This window comes from Candidatus Palauibacter sp. (assembly GCF_965261555.1).
GTDB lineage: Bacteria > Gemmatimonadota > Gemmatimonadetes > Palauibacterales > Palauibacteraceae > Palauibacter.
In genome coordinates, this window is record NZ_OZ253465.1 from 2,732,737 (window position 1) to 2,753,538 (window position 20,802).

At 66.8% G+C, this 20,802-nt stretch carries 13 protein-coding genes, 1 tRNA gene and 2 pseudogenes; 11 read left to right on the top strand and 5 right to left on the bottom strand.

From position 1 onward, the window contains the following. Window positions 1-2: 2 nt before the first annotated feature. Window positions 3-3,005: pseudogene (locus tag ACQY5G_RS11770) on the top strand (type I restriction endonuclease subunit R); the annotation flags it as partial. Between the two features lie 177 nt (window positions 3,006-3,182). Then, a pseudogene (locus tag ACQY5G_RS11775) lies at window positions 3,183-3,548 on the top strand (S24 family peptidase); the annotation flags it as partial. A 102-nt stretch (window positions 3,549-3,650) separates the two neighbouring features. On the opposite strand, the gene ACQY5G_RS11780 reads toward ACQY5G_RS11775, so the two are convergent. Further along, entirely contained in the window at window positions 3,651-4,340 is a 690-nt protein-coding gene (locus ACQY5G_RS11780; protein WP_428274200.1) for a hypothetical protein, read from the bottom strand. A gap of 292 nt (window positions 4,341-4,632) precedes the next feature. Between ACQY5G_RS11780 and ACQY5G_RS11785 the strand changes: the two genes are divergently transcribed. Beyond that, window positions 4,633-4,776 carry a hypothetical protein gene (locus ACQY5G_RS11785; protein WP_428274202.1) on the top strand — a complete coding sequence of 48 codons (144 nt, stop codon included), beginning with the start codon at window positions 4,633-4,635 and terminating at the stop codon, window positions 4,774-4,776. Between the two features lie 372 nt (window positions 4,777-5,148). Here the strand turns inward: ACQY5G_RS11785 and ACQY5G_RS11790 are convergent, their stop codons facing one another. Together ACQY5G_RS11790 and ACQY5G_RS11795 are read right to left on the bottom strand one after the other, a co-directional pair. Beyond that, entirely contained in the window at window positions 5,149-5,844 is a 696-nt protein-coding gene (locus ACQY5G_RS11790; RefSeq protein ID WP_428274204.1) for a hypothetical protein, read from the bottom strand. Between the two features lie 101 nt (window positions 5,845-5,945). Then, window positions 5,946-6,782, bottom strand: coding sequence for a hypothetical protein (locus ACQY5G_RS11795; protein WP_428274206.1), 837 nt, complete (start codon window positions 6,780-6,782; stop codon window positions 5,946-5,948). Window positions 6,783-7,002: 220 nt separating this feature from the next. On the opposite strand from ACQY5G_RS11795, the gene ACQY5G_RS11800 reads away from it, so the two are divergent. From ACQY5G_RS11800 to ACQY5G_RS11815, 4 genes are all read left to right on the top strand, one after another. Further along, window positions 7,003-8,268 carry a serine hydrolase domain-containing protein gene (locus ACQY5G_RS11800; RefSeq protein WP_428274208.1) on the top strand — a complete coding sequence of 422 codons (1,266 nt, stop codon included), beginning with the start codon at window positions 7,003-7,005 and terminating at the stop codon, window positions 8,266-8,268. Window positions 8,269-8,312: 44 nt separating this feature from the next. After that, window positions 8,313-8,396: transfer RNA gene (locus ACQY5G_RS11805), tRNA-Leu, on the top strand. A gap of 145 nt (window positions 8,397-8,541) precedes the next feature. Next, window positions 8,542-11,877, top strand: a complete 3,336-nt coding sequence (locus ACQY5G_RS11810; protein WP_428274210.1) for a WD40/YVTN/BNR-like repeat-containing protein — start codon at window positions 8,542-8,544, stop codon at window positions 11,875-11,877. Between the two features lie 116 nt (window positions 11,878-11,993). Then, the gene (locus tag ACQY5G_RS11815) at window positions 11,994-13,304 is read left to right on the top strand and encodes a hypothetical protein (protein ID WP_428274212.1); all 1,311 of its coding nucleotides are present in this window, start codon (window positions 11,994-11,996) and stop codon (window positions 13,302-13,304) included. Between the two features lie 70 nt (window positions 13,305-13,374). Here the strand turns inward: ACQY5G_RS11815 and ACQY5G_RS11820 are convergent, their stop codons facing one another. Beyond that, the gene (locus ACQY5G_RS11820) at window positions 13,375-15,147 is read right to left on the bottom strand and encodes a hypothetical protein (protein ID WP_428274214.1); all 1,773 of its coding nucleotides are present in this window, start codon (window positions 15,145-15,147) and stop codon (window positions 13,375-13,377) included. Between the two features lie 308 nt (window positions 15,148-15,455). Here ACQY5G_RS11820 and ACQY5G_RS11825 point away from each other — a divergent pair, with 308 nt between their 5' ends. Both ACQY5G_RS11825 and ACQY5G_RS11830 read left to right on the top strand, forming a co-directional pair. Continuing rightward, the gene (locus ACQY5G_RS11825; protein WP_428274216.1) at window positions 15,456-15,779 is read left to right on the top strand and encodes a hypothetical protein; all 324 of its coding nucleotides are present in this window, start codon (window positions 15,456-15,458) and stop codon (window positions 15,777-15,779) included. Between the two features lie 150 nt (window positions 15,780-15,929). Beyond that, window positions 15,930-17,096: a pyridoxal phosphate-dependent aminotransferase gene (locus ACQY5G_RS11830; protein WP_428274218.1), complete on the top strand. Its 1,167-nt coding sequence runs from the start codon at window positions 15,930-15,932 to the stop codon at window positions 17,094-17,096. A 42-nt stretch (window positions 17,097-17,138) separates the two neighbouring features. Here ACQY5G_RS11830 and ACQY5G_RS11835 read toward each other — a convergent pair whose 3' ends face one another. Then, window positions 17,139-17,894, bottom strand: coding sequence for an enoyl-CoA hydratase/isomerase family protein (locus ACQY5G_RS11835; RefSeq protein WP_428274220.1), 756 nt, complete (start codon window positions 17,892-17,894; stop codon window positions 17,139-17,141). A gap of 263 nt (window positions 17,895-18,157) precedes the next feature. Between ACQY5G_RS11835 and ACQY5G_RS11840 the strand changes: the two genes are divergently transcribed. Both ACQY5G_RS11840 and ACQY5G_RS11845 read left to right on the top strand, forming a co-directional pair. Then, complete coding sequence (locus ACQY5G_RS11840) at window positions 18,158-19,414, top strand: efflux RND transporter periplasmic adaptor subunit (protein ID WP_428274222.1); 1,257 nt, start codon at window positions 18,158-18,160, stop codon at window positions 19,412-19,414. Next, a complete protein-coding gene (locus tag ACQY5G_RS11845; protein WP_428274224.1) occupies window positions 19,411-20,796 on the top strand; it encodes a TolC family protein in 1,386 nt (461 codons plus the stop codon). Before ACQY5G_RS11840 ends, ACQY5G_RS11845 begins: the two co-directional genes overlap by 4 nt. Window positions 20,797-20,802 lie beyond the last annotated feature (6 nt).

Sequence of the window (20,802 nt, forward strand, 5' to 3'; positions counted from 1 at the left end):
GCGTGGCTCCGCGCTCCGAGGCTGCTTTCGAGACGGTGATCGAAACACATTTGCTCGACCACGGATTCGTTCCTGTTGAGGGCAAAGGCTTCGACCGTGAGCGTGCGATCTTCCCGGAGACGGTCCTCGCCTTCATTCGCGAGACCCAGCCGAAGGAGTGGGCCAGACTCGAAGCGCTGTTGAGCGACGGAGTGGGAGCGCAGATCCTCGGCGATCTGTGTAAATGGATGGACGTGCACGGCTCGCTCGCGACGCTGCGGCACGGATTCAAGTGCTACGGCCGAACCCTACGTGTGGCGTACTTCAAGGCGGCGCACGGGCTGAACCCCGAGCTTGAGAGCCGCTACGCAGCCAACCGCCTGGGGCTCACTCGTCAACTTCACTACTCGCCGCGCTCAGAGAACTCCGTCGATGTCACGCTTAGCCTGAATGGAATTCCCGTCGTGACCGTGGAGTTGAAGAACCCGCTCACCGGCCAGTGGGCCGAGGATGCGTGCCGCCAGTATAGAGAGGATCGCGACCGGCGCGAGCCGATCTTCGAGTTCAAGCGGCGGGCGCTGGTGCATTTTGCCGCAGACACCGAGTCGGTGCTCATGACGACGCGTCTCGCGGGCAAGGCGACGCACTTCCTTCCCTTCAACAAGGGGTGCGAGGGAGGTGCCGGTAACCCGCCGGACCCGGAGGGCCGGACCTACCGGACGGCCTATCTGTGGGAAGAGGTGCTGCAGAGCGAGAGTCTGCTCGACCTGCTCGCCCGCTTCATCCACCTGCAGATCGACGAGAAGCGCGACGACCGGGGCCGGAAGGTCAAGACCGAAACGATGATCTTCCCGCGCTACCACCAGCTGGAGGCCGTACGCGTCCTGGTGGATGCCGCCCGCAGCGAAGGTGTGGGGAACAACTACCTCGTCGAACATTCTGCGGGAAGCGGCAAGAGCAACACGATCGGTTGGCTGACACACCGGCTCGCGTCGCTGCACGATTCCGAGAACGCCCGCGTGTTCGACAGCGTCGTCGTGGTCACGGACCGCATCGTGCTTGACCAGCAGCTTCAGGACACGATCTACCAATTCGAACACAAGCGCGGTGTCGTGCAACGGATCGACAAGAGTTCGCGACAGCTAGCCGAAGCCTTGGAGAACGCGGTCCCGGTCATCATTACGACCCTTCAGAAGTTCCCCTTCGTCTCGCGTCGTCTGCTCAAGATGGCAGAGGAGCGAGGGACGGTCGGCACGGGCACGCTCCCCACCCGTCGCTGCGCCGTCATCGTCGACGAGGCGCACAGCTCTCAGGGAGGTGAGACGGCGACGGACCTGAAGGAGGTGCTGGGTGGTGACGAGCTTCGCAAACGAGCCCGGAAGCGCGCGGCCGAGGAAGGCCGCGAGGACATGGCGGAACTCTTCCGCAGCATGGCCAAGCGCGGCAGGCAGGCGAATCTGAGTTTCTTTGCGTTCACGGCGACGCCCAAGCACAAGACATTCGCCGTGTTCGGCCGTGACGGGAAGCCGGCGCATCGCTACACCATGCGGCAGGCCATCGAGGAAAAGTTCATTCTCGATGTGCTGAAGCACTACACCACGTACGGAGCGTACTTCAAGCTGCTCAAGGCCTGCGAGGACGATCCGAACGTCGAGCGCAAGAAAGCCGCGCTGGCGCTAGCGAGATTCATGAAGCTGCATCCGCACAATATCGCGCAGAAGACCGAGGTGATGGTCGAGCACTTCCAGGCGGTGACTCGGCACAAGATCGGCGGCCGCGCCAAGGCGATGGTGGTGACGGGGTCGCGACTTGAGGCGGTGCGCTACAAGCAGAGCTTCGACCGCTACATCCGCGAGAAGGGCTACGCCATCAAGTCGTTGGTGGCCTTTTCCGGCACCGTGACCGACGACCGATTCCCGGATACGACCTACACGGAACCGGGTATGAACGAAGGGATTTCCGAGAAGGAGTTGCCGGAGAAGTTCGCGACGCAGGAGTACCAGGTTCTACTCGTCGCGGAGAAGTATCAGACCGGGTTCGATCAACCGCTCCTGCATACGATGTTCGTGGACAAGCGGCTCGCTGGCATCCAAGCGGTGCAGACCTTGTCCCGCCTGAACCGCACCCATCCGCTCAAGGAGGATTCGTTCGTCCTCGATTTCGTGAACGACCGCGAAGAGATCCGCGAGGCGTTCAAGACGTACTACGAGGGTGCCGAAATGGGCGACGAGGTCGATCCCGCCCGCATGTATGCGATCAAGAGCGAGCTGGATGCCTCCGGCATCTATCTCGACGAGGAGGTCGAACGCTTCAGCACCGTCTACTTCACGCCGAAACGTCGCCAGAGCCCGTTGGATCACCGGACGATGAACGCCGCGCTTGATCCCGCTGTGTCGCGGTTCGAGGTCCGCCGGGAGGACGAAGAGGAAGAGGCGGAACATTTGCGTGGCAAGCTGCACGCGTTCCTGAGCCTGTACGGGTTCCTGAGCCAAATCATCCCGTACCAGGACTCGGACCTTGAGCGGTTGTACGTTTTCCTGCGCCATCTCGCGACGAAGCTGCCGCGTCGCAAGAGCGGCCCGGCGTACCAGTTCGACGACGACGTGCGACTCGAGTACTACCGCCTGCAGAAGATCAGCGAGGGATCCATCTCGCTTCAAGACGGTGAGGCGCGAGCCCTGGATGGTCCCGCCGAGGTGGGGAGCGGCTTGGCGCGATCAGATCCCGTGCCGCTCTCGCAGCTCATCGACATCGTGAACGACCGTTTCGGCACGGACTTCAACCAAGCCGACCAGCTCTTCTTCGACCAAATCGTCGAGGCGGCCATGGCCGACGACGCCCTGCGGCAGGCGGCCGTGGTCAATCCCGGCGACAAGTTCGCGCTGGTGTTCAGGAATCTCCTGGAGAACCTGTTCGTCGAGCGTATGGACCAGAACGAGGAGATCTTCGTCAGGTTCATGAACGACGCCTCGTTCCAGAAGATCGTAACCGCTTGGATGGCGTCGGAAGCGTACCGGCGGTTGAGGAGAGACGACGAGGGCGTCGCGGAGCTTGTCGAATCCGACTCGCTGCCTCCCCACTTGCGGATCGTCGAGCCAACTCCGGAAGACCGCTATGTGACCTGCGTGCCGCTCGTTCCTCTCAAGGCTGCGGCGGGCGCCTTCTCCGACCCGCAGCATGTCGACGACGCTGACTTCGATTGGGTGGCCGTTGAAACCAAGCGTCGCCTCCGGCGCGGCATGTTCGTCGCGCAGGTGGTCGGCAAGTCCATGGAGCCAGCCGTACCGGACGGCGCGTACTGCCTGTTCTCGGCACCCGTCGCAGGCACGCGCCAGGGGAAGACCGTGCTCGTGCAAATGCGCGACACCGCCGACCCCGAGAGCGGCGAACGCTACACCGTCAAGCGCTACGAGAGCGAAAAGGCGCGCGACGGAGATTCGTGGCGCCATACGAGGATCGTGCTGAAACCGGTCAACCCCAACTTCGAGCCCATCACCATCACGGGCGCCGAGGACGGGTCGCTACAGGTGATCGCCGAGGTCGTTGAAGTGCTTGGCGGTCAGAGCTGATTTCGACGTGTGCGCGAGGGGTCGAAGCTGAGTTGTGGCCGTTCGGCTGCTGCTCGCGCGCCCCTCTATTCTTGGGAATTATAACGATGGTTTGACGGGCGGCTACCGAACCGACCGCAGAACTCTGCCCGAGGCATCCATCTCGGCGAAGGTCGCACCCCGGTCATCCACGACCCGGATAACGAGGGTCCACCGATCCGACTCCCGCACCACACAATCGCGAAAGATGGCCATGCCGTAAAGCATGTAGGGGAGTCCCGCGCTCGACTGAGCGCGCATCGCAACGGTTCCGTCGGGGTTGAGGCGCACGGGTCCGCTGGTGTCGATGGTCTCGTAGGCTCCGCCACCCGCCCCGGTCTGGAAGCTGTAGACCTGTTCCAGCATCGCCATCGCGCTTCCGGCGGCCAGGACGTTCAGGCAGGTGTTCTGTCCGCTGCGGACGAGGACGGCGATGGGGGTGATGTCTGGATCGCCCCGAATCTCCTCGTATCGCTCCGGAGCGGGCACCGCGTACACGCGCGGCGACCTGACCGGCCCCTCGAGAACGGTCGCGGCGTGATGAATGGGGTAGGGCGGCGGGGTGGCCTGGATGCGGTCGTGGCGGTTGGCGAGGAGCGCGAGGAGGCTGGCGAAGACGGCGAAGGCCGCGATGGCGGCGAGCGGCGCGGCGGTGTATCGCGAGAAGTCCGCCGTATTCGCCCAGGCTCGGGGAGCTACCCCTCGCCCTTCGCGGGCTGTTGTATTCCGGCCGGCGGCCCGACAGGGGCCACCTGCGGTTGTCTCAGCCTGCAACGTGGATGGGGGCCGGTCACCCGCCACGGGCGCGCCCGGACACGCCGGCAGGGGTGCCGGAGGTTGGCGATGAGGTGCTTTTGTGTGCCGTCGCCGTCGCCGTTATCTTTCGCCGCGAGACCCGAAGCGGGAGGGACGCCATGAGTGGAAGCAGCGACCGTCGAGGTGGCGCGCCTACCCGATACGCCACCGTCGAAGAATCCGCAGTTCGAGGGCATTACGGCCCGCGAGCTTGCCGGCTCTCTCCTCAGACCGAAGCGGACGAATACGAACGAGAACGGGAGGGGGAACCGTGGGAAAGAGTAAGCCAAGTAACATCAAGCCGGACGGCTCAGCGCCGGCCAACGTGAACCCGCAGAAGCCAACGACGACGGTCAAGGGCGGGAAGATCGAAAAGAAGGAGCGCCCGCCGCCGGAGACGCTGGAGAGGAGGTAAAGCTCCCTCCCGGAATCGAACCCGGGGTTGCCCGAGCTGCGAAGTCGAGTGGCTTGCCACTTGCCTACGGGGGCCAGAAGGCGGGTCGAGGCTCCAACCTCGGCCCGCTTTCGCATCGTATGGGTTGTTGCCGGGGGGAGCTACTTGGCGGTGAGATCGCGGTAGGGTAGGCGGCGACCGGCAAGGCCGGCCACGAGATGGCGCATCTGGTCGATGGTGTCCATCTGGCGGGTGTTCTGCTTGGCGGCGAACTCGTTCACATACCGCTGCACCCTCGGGGTGGGCTTGTTAGGGGGCGCGGTATCCGTTACGCGACATGGGCTTATATCCTTTGTTGTCCCCCCTCTTTTCAAGCCATCGTTATTAATTCCCCTATTCTTCTACCAGCCGCTCCGGGAGCTTGCCGGTCGCCTCCGCGTACAGATTGAGACCTATCATCGAGGGTTGCACCACCTCGGCGAGGCCCCCGGGTCCGCCGCGTGTCAACGGTACCTTCGGGTGTCGCTGAATCAGCCCGAGGGCGACCAGCTTTTCGACCGCGATATGGGCGTACCGCCCGTACTTCCGGCTGATATCCTCCGGGTCCAGAGCATAGGTTACGATATCGCCTTCTTCGGTACGGCGGCGAACTCCGTGTTCGCACACATAGGTGAGGATTTTGCAATCCAGCTTGGTCAACTGCCCCATGGCCTCGACGTACGTGGCGTCCAGCCCAAAAGTCTCCGCGTCTTCGTCATCCTCGCTGCCTACTCCGGCGATCAGCCCGGCCCACCAATCTTGAAGAAACGGATCGTCTTGCAATGATGCTTTCTCCAGCAACGGCAACCCGATGGACAGCGCTACGCCCCGCACGCCCGATGGATCAAGCCCGCGCTGTTCGCTCATTTGGTCCACTCGCCGGGATATCGCCGCAAGGTTCTTCACCCGCCAGAACCGCAGCCAGTCAGCCGGGATTTCCCCCAGCTCTGCGAGCGCGGGCCCGAAGAGTCGTTGGGCAAGACGGTTTACACCCGCCGCCGCAGCTTCGATATCCTTCGGGCCGACGGGTGTGATGTCCGGCGGTGTCATGTCCGAGCCCCTTTCTGTTATGCACGATCATGAATGGTGAGAGGCTGCGGTAGCCCGGATCTGGTGCCCGAGCGTCGACGATTCCGCGGCGGTGCCCGTTTTCACGGAGAAGAACCTTCGCTGTCCGTGAGGGCTGCGATCTCTCGTTGCATGTTGACGACCTCCAGGCCAGCCTGCTTCGCTGCGGCGTCAACGTCGCCGAATTTCGGAAAAACGCTCTTGCCGCGGAACACGCAGAAATCACTCCTCCCCCGAGAGTCCGGTCCGCGTAGGAGTTCGATGCGATCCGTTTGCGACAACTCTCCCGACCTCAGCCTTAAGTTGAGCCAGCGGACGTACTGGCGACGCCGTTCCTGCCATTTGACGATACTGTGGGCCACGGGCGGGTAGCCCAGCGCATGATGCCGGATGACGCCAAGGACACAGCGGACCGTTTCCCACATATGCTCGACGTAGACGGGGCCGAGCTGGGGGATCGCCGCAATCTCTTCGGTGAGGCTGTATCTCCAGCTGATCGACCCGTGCCCTTGATCCAAGTGGCCAAGAAACGCTCCCATTTCGTCAAGCGAGAACCCCATGCTGCCAGCGCCCTCGGTGAGCCAGTAGTCTCGGTAGAGATCTTCCAGCACTCTCCGGTCGTCGGTGTCGAGATGGTCGAACAGCGTCTTCAGGCTATGGGTCTCGCGCAGGCGTGCGGGGAGCTTTGTGCTATCGAATCCGATCGTCTGATCGATCAGGGTCTTCAAGGCCTGCTCGATCAGCGTGTACGCCGCCGTGACGTACCCCCAAGCGCTGGCGGAAACGAACCGGGGTACCAAATCTCCCTCAACCGGGACTGCGGCGTATTTCAGACGCTCCATCTCCAAAGCGCGCTCCAGCCAGCTGAGCGCGTCTTCAGGCCGCTGGAATTCCGGTTTTCCCGCGTTCTTTTTGATCACACCGTGTTCCTCGTCCAAGCTCGAGCAGAAAATGTGTGGTCGTGGAACGCCGGAATCTACGTCGTGCGCGCATGCTCCTGCTTTTCCTCCTGCCCTCACGGATCGAGTGCGCTCCAGACCGAGGCGCTGGACGCCGTCGGGCTGTCCGGCGTATCGTTGCCCACGAAGTGAGGGCCGCATCAGGAGTCTACTCAGTTTGGGACGGAGACGGATGAACAGAATGCCCAGGCGCCTCCTGTGGGGCGTACTCCCGGTGCTCGTGGTCGCGGCGGCGCTCGCGGTGGCGGGCGTCCCGGGGTCGTCGGCGGCCGAGTCGGACGCGGGTCGCCTCGAGCGCCTCAGCGGCGCCCTGGAGTCCTACGTGGCGGAGGGGGATCTGGCCGGCGCGGTCGCCCTCGTCGCGCACGAAGGCGAGGTCTCCTACCTCGAGGCGGTCGGTCACCGCGACGTCGCGGCCGGCGACCCCATGGAGACGGACGACATCTTCCGCATCGCCTCGCAGACGAAGGCGGTCGTGAGCGTGGGCGTCATGGTGCTGCAGGAAGAGGGGGATCTCCTCATCTCCGACGCGCTCGGCCGCTATCTGCCCGAGTACATGGAGACGACGGTCGCCGTCGCCGATGGAGCGGGCGGGTACGACATTGTCCCCGCGAACCGGCCGATCACGATCCGGGATCTGCTCACCCACACGGCCGGCATCGGCTACGGGGGCGGCCCCGCGGCGGAGCTCTGGGAGGAGGCGGGCATCCAGGGCTGGTACTTTGCGCACCGCGACGAGCCGGTCCGCGAGACGGTGCGGCGCATGGCCGCGCTCCCCATGGACGCGCAGCCGGGCGAGCGCTTCGTGTACGGCTATGCCACGGACATCCTCGGCGCCCTCGTCGAGGAGGTGTCGGGCGAGGCGCTGGACGATTTCCTCCAGGCGCGGATCTTCGAGCCGCTGGGCATGGTGGACACGCATTTCTACCTGCCGCCCGAGAAACGCGACCGTTTGAGCGTCGTGTATTCGGCCTCGGAGGGCGAACTCTCGCCGGCGCCCGATCCGGGCGGCATGGTCGGCCAGGGCGCGTACGTCGACGGCCCGCGGACGAGCTTCTCCGGCGGGGCGGGGCTCCTCTCCACGGCGCACGACTACGCCCGCTTCCTGCAGATGATGCTGAACGGCGGCGAACTCGACGGCGCCCGCATCCTTTCGAGCAAGAGCGTCGACCTCATGACGGTCAACCACGTGGGAGACCGGTTCAACCGGGACGGCGGCGTCGGGTTCGGTCTCGGGTTCAGCGTGCTGGCCGATCTCGGCGCGCGCGGAACCCCCGGCTCGGTCGGCGAGTACGGATGGGGCGGCGCGTACCACTCGACGTACTGGGTGGATCCCGCCGAGGATCTCGTGGTCGTCTACTTCACGCAACTCATTCCGACGGGCGGCGTGGACGACCACGCGAAACTGCGCACGCTGGTGTACCAGGCGCTCGACGAGTTGCAATAGCCGCGCGCGGCCCGCTGTTGTAGATGTGAGGGCCGCGCTCGCGAGCCGGAGTGGCGGAACTGGCAGACGCGCCGGACTCAAAATCCGGTGGGAGCAATCCCTTGAGGGTTCGAGTCCCTCCTCCGGCATGACCCTTCGCCGTTTCCCCGACGACACGGCGCCAGGCCCGTGACCGAGCCTCAAACGCCGGACCGCGCGCGGGTGTCTATTCACTTGCGCCCACGGAGCATCACTGCGCCCACGAGGCACCACCACAGTCAGGAGCCGCGAATCATGCTGAAGCGCGCTTTTCTCCCCGTCGTCTTCGCGACAACCGTCCTCCCGGTCCCGGCGACCGCCCAGGAGGCCGTGGCCGATGAGGACTTCATGGCCGAGATGGAATGGCGTTCCATCGGTCCCGCGAACATGGCCGGGCGGGTGACGGACATCGAAGGGATCCCCGGCACCGGCACGTTCTTCATCGCCGGCGCGACGAGCGGGATCTGGAAGACGACGAACAACGGGACGACCTACCGGCCCGTCTTCGACGACGAGCGGGTCATCTCGATGGGCGACCTCGCGATCGCGCCGAGCAACCCCGACATCGTCTGGGCGGGTACCGGCGAGGAGGACTCGCGCAACTCGATCTCGCCCGGAGGCGGCATCTACAAGTCCGTCGACGGCGGGCTCACGTGGGAGCTGAAGGGGCTCGAGGACACGCAGGCGATCGGCCGCATCGTCGTCCACCCGACGAAGGCGGACTGGGTGTACGTCGCCGCGCTCGGGCACCCCTGGGGGGCGAACGAGGAGCGCGGGCTGTACCGCACGAAGGACGGCGGCGACACCTGGGAGCGGATCAACTTCGTCTCCGAGGACGCCGGCTTCGTCGACATCGACATGCACCCGCAGAACCCGGACATCCTGTGGGCGACGAGCTGGGAGCGCGTGCGCGGCCCCTACTTCTTCAACAGCGGCGGCCCCGGGAGCGCGATCTGGAAGTCGACGGACGCCGGCGACACGTGGGAGAAGGTCGAGGGCAACGGCCTCCCCGAGACCATGCTGGGGCGGCTCGAGATCGCGATCGCGCCGAGCTATCCGCAGGTCATGTACGCGATGGTCGAGGCGGAGGCTCCGGAGGAGGCGGATGAAGACGGGAATCGACACGCCTCCGGTCTGTACCGCTCCGCCGACGGCGGGGAGACGTGGGAGTTCAGGAACTCGAACAACTCCCGGCCCTTCTACTATTCCGGAGTCTGGGTGTCGCCGGACGACCCCGACTTCATCTACTGGTCCTCCCTCTTCTTTTCCCGGGACGGGGGCCGCACGGTCGGGAACCCCGCCCAGGGCGTCCACGTCGACTATCACGCACTGTGGTGGGATCCGACGAATCCGGATCACTTCATACTGGGCAACGACGGCGGGATCGCGATCACGTGGGACCGGGGCGGCAACTTCGAATTCCCCAACCGCATTCCCATGGGTCAATTCTATGCGGTCAGCTACAACATGGACACGCCGTACCGCGTCTGCGGCGGCCTTCAGGACAACTATACGTGGTGCGGGCCGAGCGCCCGCGCCGGCGGCTCCATCGACAATCACATGTGGTATTCGATCGGGGGCGGCGACGGCTTCTATGCGCCGCAGGATCCCACGAACCCGGATATCGTGTTCGGCGAATCGCAGCAGGGGCGGATCTACTGGCGGAACACGCGCACCGGCGAGCGGCACCAGCTGCAGCACCCCGACTGGCGCGAGCGCACGCAGACGCTCCGCGACTCGATCGCGATACTGACGGGGGACGACCCCGACAACCCGCCGGCGGGCAACGTGGCGCAGATCGAGGAGTTGCAGGCCCTCGTCGCGCAGGACTCCGCGCTGTACGACATGCGCTTCAACTGGAACACGCCGCTCGAACTGTCGCCGCACGATCCGCAGACGCTGTACATCGGGGCGAACCGCGTCCTGAAGTGGACGTACGACACCGATGAGATGACGCCGATCTCGGACGACCTCACCTACGCGGACCCGGAGAAGATCGAGATCGCGTACAACACGACGGGCGGCATCACGCCGGACGTCACGGGGGCCGAGAACTTCGCCACGATCGTCTCGCTCGCCGAGTCGAAGCTCAACGAGGGCGAACTCTACGCGGGGACCGACGATGGCCGCGTGTGGCGGACGCCCGAGGGAGCGGAGTGGATCGAACTCACGGATCGCTTCGAGGGCGTTCCGGAGGGGACGTACGTCAGCCGGATCGAGGCCTCGAGCCATGACCCGAACCGCTTCTACGTGACGTTCGACAACCACCGGCGCGACGACTACACGCCGTACGTCTACGTGACGGACGACGCCGGCGAGAGCTTCCGCTCCATCTCATCGAACCTTCCGACCGGGGCGCCGGACTTCGTGCACGTGGTCCGCGAGGACCCGGTGAACCCGGATCTCCTCTTCGTGGGGACGGACGTGGGGGCCTACGTGTCGACGGACCGGGGCGGGTCGTGGACGCGCTTCATGAACGGGTTGCCCACGGTGCCGGTCCACGATCTGAAGATCCACCCGCGCGAGAGCGAGGTCATCGCCGGAACGCACGGGCGCTCCATTTTCGTGGCGGACATCTCGCTCCTGCAGCAACTCGACGGCGGACGCCTGCCCGAGGCCGTGACGGTGTTCCAGCCGAAGACGGCGATCCAGTTCGGGGATCCGCCGGTGGGCGGCGAGTTCATCGCGCAGAGCACGTTCCAGGCGGACGCGGGGAGCTACGGCGCCGAGATCTCCTACTACGTCCCGGAGGACGTCGCCGAGGCGCTCGTCGAGGCGGCCGAGGAAGAGGAGGAGGCTGAAGAAGAGGAAGAGGCCGAAGCGGAGGCCGAAGCGGAGGCGCCGGGCGCCGCGGCGCAGGCCGCCTTCGCGATGCGCGGGGGCATGGCGGCGGCACGGGGCGGAAACCGTCCGCAGGCCTCGATCGCGATCCTGAACGCGGCGGGAGACACGGTGCAGACGCTGAACGGCTCGGCCTCGGCCGGCGTGCAGCGCGTGCGGTGGACGTTCAGCCGGCGGGCCGCGCCGAGGGAGCCGTCACCGGCGGATCGGCTGGACAGCCTTCGCACCGCGCGGCTCTACCAGACGGTGGGAGACTCGCTGGTCGAGCATGAGGGGGTCGCGCGGGAGACGATGGACCAGGTGCTCGACATGATGCAGGGCGGGAACCAGGGTGCGATCGTCCGCATGTTCACCGGCGGAGGTCGTGGAGGCGGCGCCGGTGCCGGGGGCTGGCAGGAGAGGCCCGCGGAGCGTTACCCGCAGCCCGGCCAGCAGGCGGGGCGGGGTGGGGGCGGGAGAGGCGCGCGCGCCGCGATGGCGATGGCCGGCGGTGCGGCCGGCGGCGCCGACCCGGCCGCCATGCGCGAAGTCTTCCAGCAGGTGGGCGAGGCCGTCCGCGAACGGGGCGGCATGTCGACCATCCGCCGCTTCTTCGGCGGGGGCGGCGGCGGGGGCGGCCTGGCCGATCCCGGGACGTACACCGTCGCGATCACGATCGGCGACGAAACCCATACGATCCCGCTCGAGGTAGTGCGGAAGGAAGGCTTCGGGTTCTGGGACGAGCCCGACGGAGAGGACGACCGCCGCTAGGGTCCGCGGCTCCCGTGGCCCGCCGGAGCGGCAAACGTTCGCCGCTCCGGCGGTGTCGCATGGCTCGATAGACTCAAGCGTCGGGCCAGCGTGCTTTCAGAGACCGGGATGGGCGGATGATGACGAACAGAGAGGGCAGCGACGCGTCGATCCTGGAGAAGATCCGGAAGCGGCGCATGGTGCAGATCGCGCTCGTGTATGTGGGCGCGGCCTGGCTCGGTGTGGAGATCACCGACTTCATCGTCGGGACCTACGCGTATTCGAGGAAGGTCCTCGACACGGTCGTCTTCCTCGCGATCCTCGGCTTCCCCGCCTTTCTCATCATCGGCTGGTATCACGGCGAGCGCGGCCCCCAGCGCATCCGCCGGGCGGAAGCCTGGCTCCTGGTCACGCTGATCACGCTGGGCGGGATCGGCACCTACCGGATCGCGACAGCCGAACCGGAGACCGGGGGAGGTGCGGAGATGGCGGCGCCCACCGCGGTCGCGGACGGTGGGGACCGTAGCGGAGATGCGGTGAGCTTCGCGGGTTCGGCGCCCGATCTGGGTCCGAACTCGCTCGCGGTCCTGCCCTTCCGGAACAACGTGCCCGACCCGGACCTCGAGTGGCTCGGTTCGGGGCTCGCGGACCTCCTCACGACGAATCTGGCGCAACTCCCCGATCTGCTCGTGGTCGGCCGGCAGAGCCTCTATGACCTCATCACCGAAGGGGGGCTCTCCGAGGAGGAGGAGATACCGGAGTCGCTGGCGCTGACCGTCGCGCGCGGCGCCGGCGCCAGGCTGCTGCTGTGGGGAAGCGTCACGGGGACCGCCGGCGACATGCGCATCGACGCCCAACTGATCGAACTGGAGAACGGCACCGTGGCGTCGGCCGACTTCGCGCGGGGCAGCGATGTGTTCGAACTCGTGGACACGCTGACGGTGCGTCTCGCGTCCAACCTCTCCGGCGCCCCGCCGCCGGCCGAGGTCGCCCGCATCAGCCACCTGGGGACGCGGGACCTGGAGGCGTGGGCCGCGTTCCATCGCGGAAACGCCCTTGCCCGTGCCGGTGACCTGGAGGAGGCGGAAGCGCACTACGAGCGAGCCGCCACCCTCGACAGCGCGTTCGCGCTCCCGTTCCTCACGGCGGTCGGCGAGTTCCGCGCGGGAGAGGCCGTATCGCCGGATGGGGAGCGAACCGAAGCCGAACGCCGACGCGCCGACTGGCGGGAACGGCGCACGGTCCAAATCCTCCACCGATTGCCGGAGGATCTGCGGCGGCAACTGGAGGGACTGAGCGGGGACGAGTTGCGCGCTACCATCGACTCGCTGACGGGCCGCACGAGGTCCGCCGTCCGCCTCCTGTTCGGCGAACCGCCGCGCGCCACCGGCCCGACCGACCGCCCCCCGAACCCACCGCAGCGCCCCGAACCGGAGGACCGCCGGTAGCGGCGGAGCGGTGGACTTCTCGAAGTCTCTCCGCGAGAAACAGTCGGATAAGGCCCGCGGCTCGACGTGATTAGGTGATGGCCGACCGTCGGTGCGCGGGCATGGACGCAATGACGACCTCGCGGCGGGCGGCGTCCCAGAAGTAGTAGATGCGCAGGCAGCGGCGGGGGTCGCGCGTGTTACCCCCGTTCTTCAGATGCCAGGCCACTCGGTACCGTTCGCCGCGCCAGTCGAAGTCGAAGCTGTCTCCCCCACAGCGTTGGTTTCGGATGCCCCCCGCCAGCCCCCGGATCGGTCCCAAGAGCTGGCTGTCGCCCCCGCGTAGCCGCGCCTCGCGGTATTCGTGCCCGAGCCAGTGAAGGCAGACCGCAGCAAGGCCCACGTCCTCGAACAAGGCCCCTCCCAGATCCCTGCGGACGGGGTCGGCGAGCACGACCCGGCCCTGCAGCGCCGTGGCGCACCACGCCGGGAGCTGTTCCCACGCGATGGGGAAGGAGGTGCCGGGGTCCCCGCCCAGCAGCCGAACCAGACCCTCCAGTCGACGCACGTCCCGGCGCGCCTCGTCACGTTCCTCGCGCGTGGCCGCCTGCAACTTGCGGTAGCGGTCGCGCTCGCCGGCGAGCGCCTCGTTTCGTCGGTTCGCGGCATGGAGGTCGGCTCGGACGGCGTCGAGGTCGCGCAGTAGTGCCTTTCTCTCCACTTGCGCCGGTACTTCGGCGTTCTCGGCCCGAGGCGTTTCGATACCCGTCTCCGCCTTGCTGGGCCGCGACCGCCTCATCTCCCGGTCGCGCCCGCGCAGCGCAGCCGCCGGGGCGAGGATCCGGCCGCCGATGGTCGCCGCCTGCCTGGCGAAGGCGGCGAGACGCCTCCATAGCGTGAAGATCCGATCTGCGAGCTTTGCCAGCGGCTGCGCCGTCGGACGAATCGAGTCGAACCGGAACCCGTCGTCCGTCCTGGCCCGGACACGGTCACCGGCGACCACCCGGAGCACTTCGCGGGTGGTTCGTTCCAGACCTGCCGCCGTCTCCACGCGGTTGCGCAGGTACACCGGATGGTCAAAGCGGCGGGCACCGTGATCGAAGCCCGGCAGGTACACCCTCCACGCGCCGTCGTACACGGAGAGCGGCTTGGTGACGGTGTCGCTCAACGTGTATGTGAATCGCTGCGGAAGGACCGTCACCGTGGCGAGTCCTGTTAGGGCGCGGGCGACCTGCCGCGACCGGGCGAGAATCACATGGGGATCGCCCCCGAGCGTCGGCTCGGTGATGGCGACGACCGGGAGCTGACGCCCGGGATCCAGCAACGCGGCGATGAAGTCCTGCATTCGCTGCGGCGTCCACACGGCTTCGGGTTCTCGGGCCAAGGGCGCTCCACCCTGCAGGAGGGGAACCTCGGAAGCCAAGTCCAGCAGGATGCGGGGCGGGAGAGTGTCGTCGGTCTGCACAGCGGGGATCGGCCAGGCCGCAGTGCCCACGCTGATCGTGGGCGTCTGCTCGTCGGCCGGCACCGCGACGACGAGTTCGGTCACGACCTCCGCCTCCGTCCCCGGCCTCTCGGCGAGGTGGAGCCCCCAGAGGTCGCCGCGTGAACTTCTTTCGCGGACCGCCCGGCACCGCGCGGCGCCGTTGTCGAGGTCGAACGAACGATACAGGTGAGCGCGGCGCGGCAAACCCGTCGTCAGGCGTCTCTCCACCCAGCGAAGGGCCGCCATCCGGCACGGGCCTATGGCGGGCCGCCCATCGTCATCCGGTCCGATTTCGGCCACGACGTGGAGGCCGCCCCCCTTCGCGGCCAGCTCCCATTCCCCCAGTTCCTCGAACGAGCCAAAACTTGCCTTGGACATGTCGCGGCTACGGGCCCTACCCGATGGTCTGTTGCGATTTCATGCGTTTGCTCAAAATCCGTCCGCCGTGGGAGTGCTCATGGAGGAGCGGCTACAAAAGATAACCCCGGCTGTGCGGGAAGCGTTAGCGATGGGAGGCGCATCCAGATCCGGGCGATTCCGTTTCTCTCGCTTGATGCGTGCTCCCGATGACGGCACGTTGAGAATTGCCGGGAGGTTCGCGGTGGGTGTCGGCGATGGTGTCGGACCATCGCCTGCGGGCGGGCCTCGAACGGAGTCGCGGGATGGAGACGGATACACTGACAATCATGAGCTTCCTGCTGGCAATCTTCGTCGCGACCGCGACGCTGGCTGCGCTGATCGTGCCCACGCTACGGCGGCTCGACAGGAAGATCGACGTTGTGCAAGCGGGCCTCGACAAGAAGATCGACAGTGTTCAGGCCCGACTCGAGACGAAGATCGACGGCGTTCAAGCCCGACTCGAGACGAAGATCGAAGGTGTTCAGGCGGAACTCCGGATGGTTGAACGACGTCTGGGCGATCGCATCGATACGTTGAGTGACCGTGTGGCCCGGCTGGAGGGCCGCGTGTTCGAGGTCCCCTTGCATGGTGCCGGAACCGAGGCCGACTGAAGCGGACGGCTGGCTTCCATGCTGGACGAATTCCGGGATAACAGCCATGTTCCAAGGGTCATTGTGGGAACATGTGCATAGTCGCATCCGAAGCATGGGCGGGCGCCGCCTCCCCGCGGCGGTGGCGTCCTGGAACCTCAGGGAGGCCACATGAAGCGAAGGGCGTTTCTCCGAACCGGACTCACGGGCGCCGGCGTTGCCGGCATCGCCGCCGCACCCCTTGCCGCACCCCTCGCGGGCGCGACGACGGCGCGCGGTCTCGACACGATCTTCAACCCCCGCCGACCGGGACGCGACTACAACGGACCCGTCCGGCTGAGTTCGAACGAGAACCCGCTCGGCATCGCCCCGTCCGCGCGGCAGGCGATCATCGACGGGCTCGACGAGGCGAACCGCTATCCCGGCGCGACTGGCGAACTCGTGCGTGAGGCGCTCGTCGCGCGACTCGGCGTCAAGCCCGGGCAGCTCTTCTTCGGCTCCGGCTCGACGGAGATCCTGCGCATCGCCGCGGCGGCCTGGGCGGCGCCCGGCGGCCGCCTCATCTACGCGGAGCCCACGTACGAGGACGTGCCCAGGTATTCACAGCCCTTCGCCTACGATCACATCACGGTCCCGCTCACGAGCGACTACGCGCACGACATCGACCGCATGCGCGCAGAGGCCTCGAAGTCGTCCGCGCCGAGCGTGATCTACTTCTGCAACCCGAACAACCCAACGGGCACGCTCACCGCGACCGGGCCGATCATGGACTGGATCCGGGACGAGGGCGAGCAGCACCTCTTCCTCGTCGACGAGGCGTACTTCGAACTCGCGGACGACCCCGGCTACGAGACCTTCGTCCCGCTCATCGAGCGTCATCCGAACCTGATCGTCGCCCGCACCTTCTCCAAGGTGTACGCGATGGCCGGGATTCGCCTCGGCTACGGGATCGCGCACGAGGCCACGGTCCAGCGCGTCCTCCCGTTCGCGACGCGGAATGCCCCCAACCACGTCGCAGGCGTGGCCGCCGTCGCCTCGCTCGCCGACGATGAGTTCTTCGCGAAGAGCGTGAAGACGAACGACGAGGCGAAGGCGATGATGTACGATGCCCTCGGCCAACTCGACATCGAGGTCCTGCCGAGCCACACGAACTTCATCATGCACCGGATCAAGGGCGAACTCGCGACCTACAACGAGCGCATGTTCGAGGCCGGATTCAACGTGGGCCGCCCGTTCCCGCCCATGACGGACTGGAGCCGGCTCTCGATGGGCCTCCCGTCGGACATGGAGAAGCTCGCCGAGGTCATGATGGACTTCCGCAAGAAGGACTGGATCTAGCCGCGCGATCCTGACGCTTGCCGTCGCCCGCCGACGTTCGGGTCAGCGGGCGGCGGACGAGCGGCCGAGGGTTCGCTGCAGGTAGCCTCGGATGTGTTCCCGGGTGTCGTCCGCTGTCCAGATGGAGTGGAGTTCCGGCTCCAGGTCGATGGCGCCCCCCGAGGCAGACGCGAACTGCCGCTTCGTGAGGCTGTAGGCCGCCGCCGGAATCGAGGCCAGGTCGAGCGCGATCTCCCGGGCTCGACCGAGCAGGTCGTCCGCCGCCACGATTTCGTCCACGAGACCGCGTTCCGCTGCGCCTTCGGGGTCGTACAGGCGCCCGAGCAGCATCACCTCTCGCTGATGGCGCCGCGGAACCGTGGCGCGCACGATGTCGAGTGCAACCGCGGGGAAGGGGACCCCGACCTTCAGTTCGGGAAGCCCGATGCGTCCCTGGCCGGCGGCCATGACCCGATAGTCGCAGGCGCAGGCGATGACGCCGCCGCCAGCCACCGCGTGGCCGTTCACGGCGGCAACGAGCGGCTTCGGGAACGCGCGCAGCATCGAGAACAATTCCCCAAGGCTCTCCAGCAGCGCGTCGACGTACGGTGGACCCTCATCGACGACGCGGAAGAGTTCGACGCCCGCCGAGAAGGCGGACTCCGTGCCCGTCAGCACCACGGCCCGCACCGAGTCGTCCGCCCGAGTGCGCTCGAACTCCGCGGCCAGCGCGTCGGAGAACTCGACGGTGAGGACGTTCGCCGGTTCGTGCGTCATGCGGATCTCCGCCGTGCCGCTCTCATCTCTCCTCTCGATCATGGCCTCTCCCCGGTGCTCTCGGTATCGACTCTACTAGTAAATTAGTTGCCCCGCCGTCCTCCCCCGCCTAGGCTCCTTCGCAGCGTAAAGGCAGCCGGTCCGCGGGGCCGTACAACGGTCGGGATACGTTGCTGTGTCATAGCTTCGATTCCCGACGGTTGATGGCCGGTTGATGGCCGGTTGACAGTCTTGCGATAGATTGAGCTCGCCGCGACCACTCCGACTGGTCGCCCACGCGAACCGAACACAGCGGTGCGAGGCTTATGAAGGCACGTCACTGGGTCACGTTGATCGTCCTGCTCGTCGCGGGTGCGGCTGTCGTGGGCATCTTCATGCGACTGAACGAGGACGGGGAAGAAGAGCCGCAGAGCTTCGGCGACGCCGCAGCCGATTCCGTGGCCGAGGCGGTGCGGGGCACGGCTTCGGCGGCCGCCTTCGCCACGGACATTTTCCTTCCCGTCGAAGGGGCCGTCATTCAGCGCGACACCTTCGTGCTCTGGGTCACGGCGAGCGGGAAGGCCGCGTCTCTGCGGCAGGCACCGATCCATGCGGAGGTTGAGGGGCCCGTGACCGCGGTGCCGGTGCGGGAGGGGGGGCGTGTGGGGGCCGGCCAGCTCCTGGCGCGGATCGACCCGGCTCTCTACGAACTCCGGGTGCAACGGGCGGAGGCCGGCGTGGCGCGCGCCCAGGCGGAGTATCTGGACCGAGTGCTCTTCGATGACGAGTTGCCGGACTCGGTCCGGCTGGCCCGCGCCGAACAGGCCCGCATCCGAGTGAGCCTCCCCGACGTTGAGGCGCAACTCGCGGAGGCGCGCTACGAACTGGAGAAGACCCGGATCGTCGCCCCCTTCGCCGGCCTGGTGGCGAACCTCGGCGTGGCGCAGGGAAGCCGCGTCCGGGGGGGCGATTCGATCGCGACCGTCGTGGACCTTTCCGAGGTGGACATCGATGCCGGGGTCCTCCATTCCGAACTGCCGCTCGTGGAGGTGGGCCGGCAGGCGACGGCCACCTTCCCCGCGCTCCGGGGAGAGGTCTTCCACGGGCGCGTCGTGAGCGTGAACCCGCTGATCGACCCCGAGACGCAGACGGCGCGGGTCACGGTGCGCCTGTCGAATCCCGAGGCTCGGATCGTCCCGGGCATGCCGGGGAACGTGCGGATCGCGGGCCGCCAGCTCGAAAACCGGACGTTCGTGCCAAAGGAAGCGGTCGTCGAGCGGAGCCGGCGCCAGGTTGTGTTCGTCTTCGAGCCGGGGGAGCCGGGTTCGGAGACGGGGCGGGCCCAGTGGGAGTACGTGACACTCGGACTCGAGAACGACACGCAGATCGAGATCATCCCCAGCCCGGACGGAGACGACACGTTCGTGCCCGCGGGCGGCGAAATCGTGCTCGTCGACGGTCACGCCACCCTCACGCACGACGCCCAGGTGCGGATCGACAACTACGGCGAACTCGAAACGCCGCCGGAACCGGCGCCGGACAGCGCCACGAACGGCTCGAGTTCCTCGGGGGGTTCGCAGTGAGGAATCCGGTGGTACGGCGCGGGCCACGGATCTTCGCCCTGACGGCGCTGGCGTTCGGCGGTCTCGTGGCCGGAGCCCCGGCGGCCGCGCAGGGACCGACGCTCCCGGATACCCTCGACATCGCAAGGGCCGTCCGAATCGCGATGAGTGAAAGCCCGGTCCTGCGGACCTCTCTCGCCGCGGCGGACAGAGCGAGCGCCGACCGGCTGGCCACGTGGGGGGAATTTCTTCCGCAGGCGAGTGTGAGCCTGGGTCTGGGGCGCTCGAACTCGACGCGCTCCACGTACGAGGCCCAGGAAGGACCGGCGGCCCGGCTGCAGGAGCGTCTCACCTTTACATCCCAGTCCGCGAACCAGGGGTTGAATCTCAGTCTGACGATCCTCGACGGAGGTCGGCGGTTCGCAGAACTCCGGCGGAGCGCAGCGAGCTTCCGAGGCGCGCAGCGACGTTATGACGATCAGCAACGCGCCGTCATCGCGGCGGTAAGGCGTGAGTTCCTGGGGGCGTTGCGGCGTCAGGAATTGCTGGAGTTGACCCGGACCCAGATCGCGGACCGCGAAGCCGATCTCGATATTGCCAGCCGGCGGTATGAGATCGCCGCGGTCGAACGCACCGACGTGCTGGCAGCCGAGTTGAACCTTCTGGACGCCCAGATGCGGTTTCTCGCGGAGCAGAATCAGTTGCGAGTCGGTCTCCGGCAGCTCGTGGTCTCGATGGGACTGCCGCCCGAGTCCGGAGAAACGCTTGTCCTGGCCGGTGAGGAAGGCATGCCGGCCGGTATGCCGGACATCGAGTCGATCGTCCGCACGGCCGTGACGACGGATCCCGAACTTGCCGCGCTGGAGGCGGATCGCTCGGCGGCGTCGGCGTCGCTGTGGTCCGCCCGCACGAGGTATCTGCCGCGGATCACGGCGTCTCTCGGTTGGGGACGCAGTGAGAACTTCGGTGCCGATGCGTCGTTCTGGCAGTTCAATCCCGGCGACACCGGCAGAAACTTCAGCATCTCAGCGGGGTGGAACATCTTCGACGGCTTCGCCCGTGAGGTGCAGAACGCCCAGGCATCGGCCGCCAGGCGGCAGGCCGAGGAGGATTACCGCCGGGTGCGGCTGGAGATCGAACGCGATGTCCGGATCTTCGGCGCCCAGATCGAGGAACTGGCACAGACGCTCGAACTGCTGAATCGGGCCTACGCGATCTCGCGCGAACGGCTCGACATGGAGCAGCAGCGCTATCGACTCGGCACCGGGAGTTTCCTTGAGTTGCAGGGCGCGATCGACGCGGTGCAGCGCGCGGAGAACTCTCTGATCCAGCAGCAGTACGACTATCGGATCGCCTGGTCGAACCTGGCCGAGTACATGGAGGGCAGGCCGGACATCCCATGACGAGAC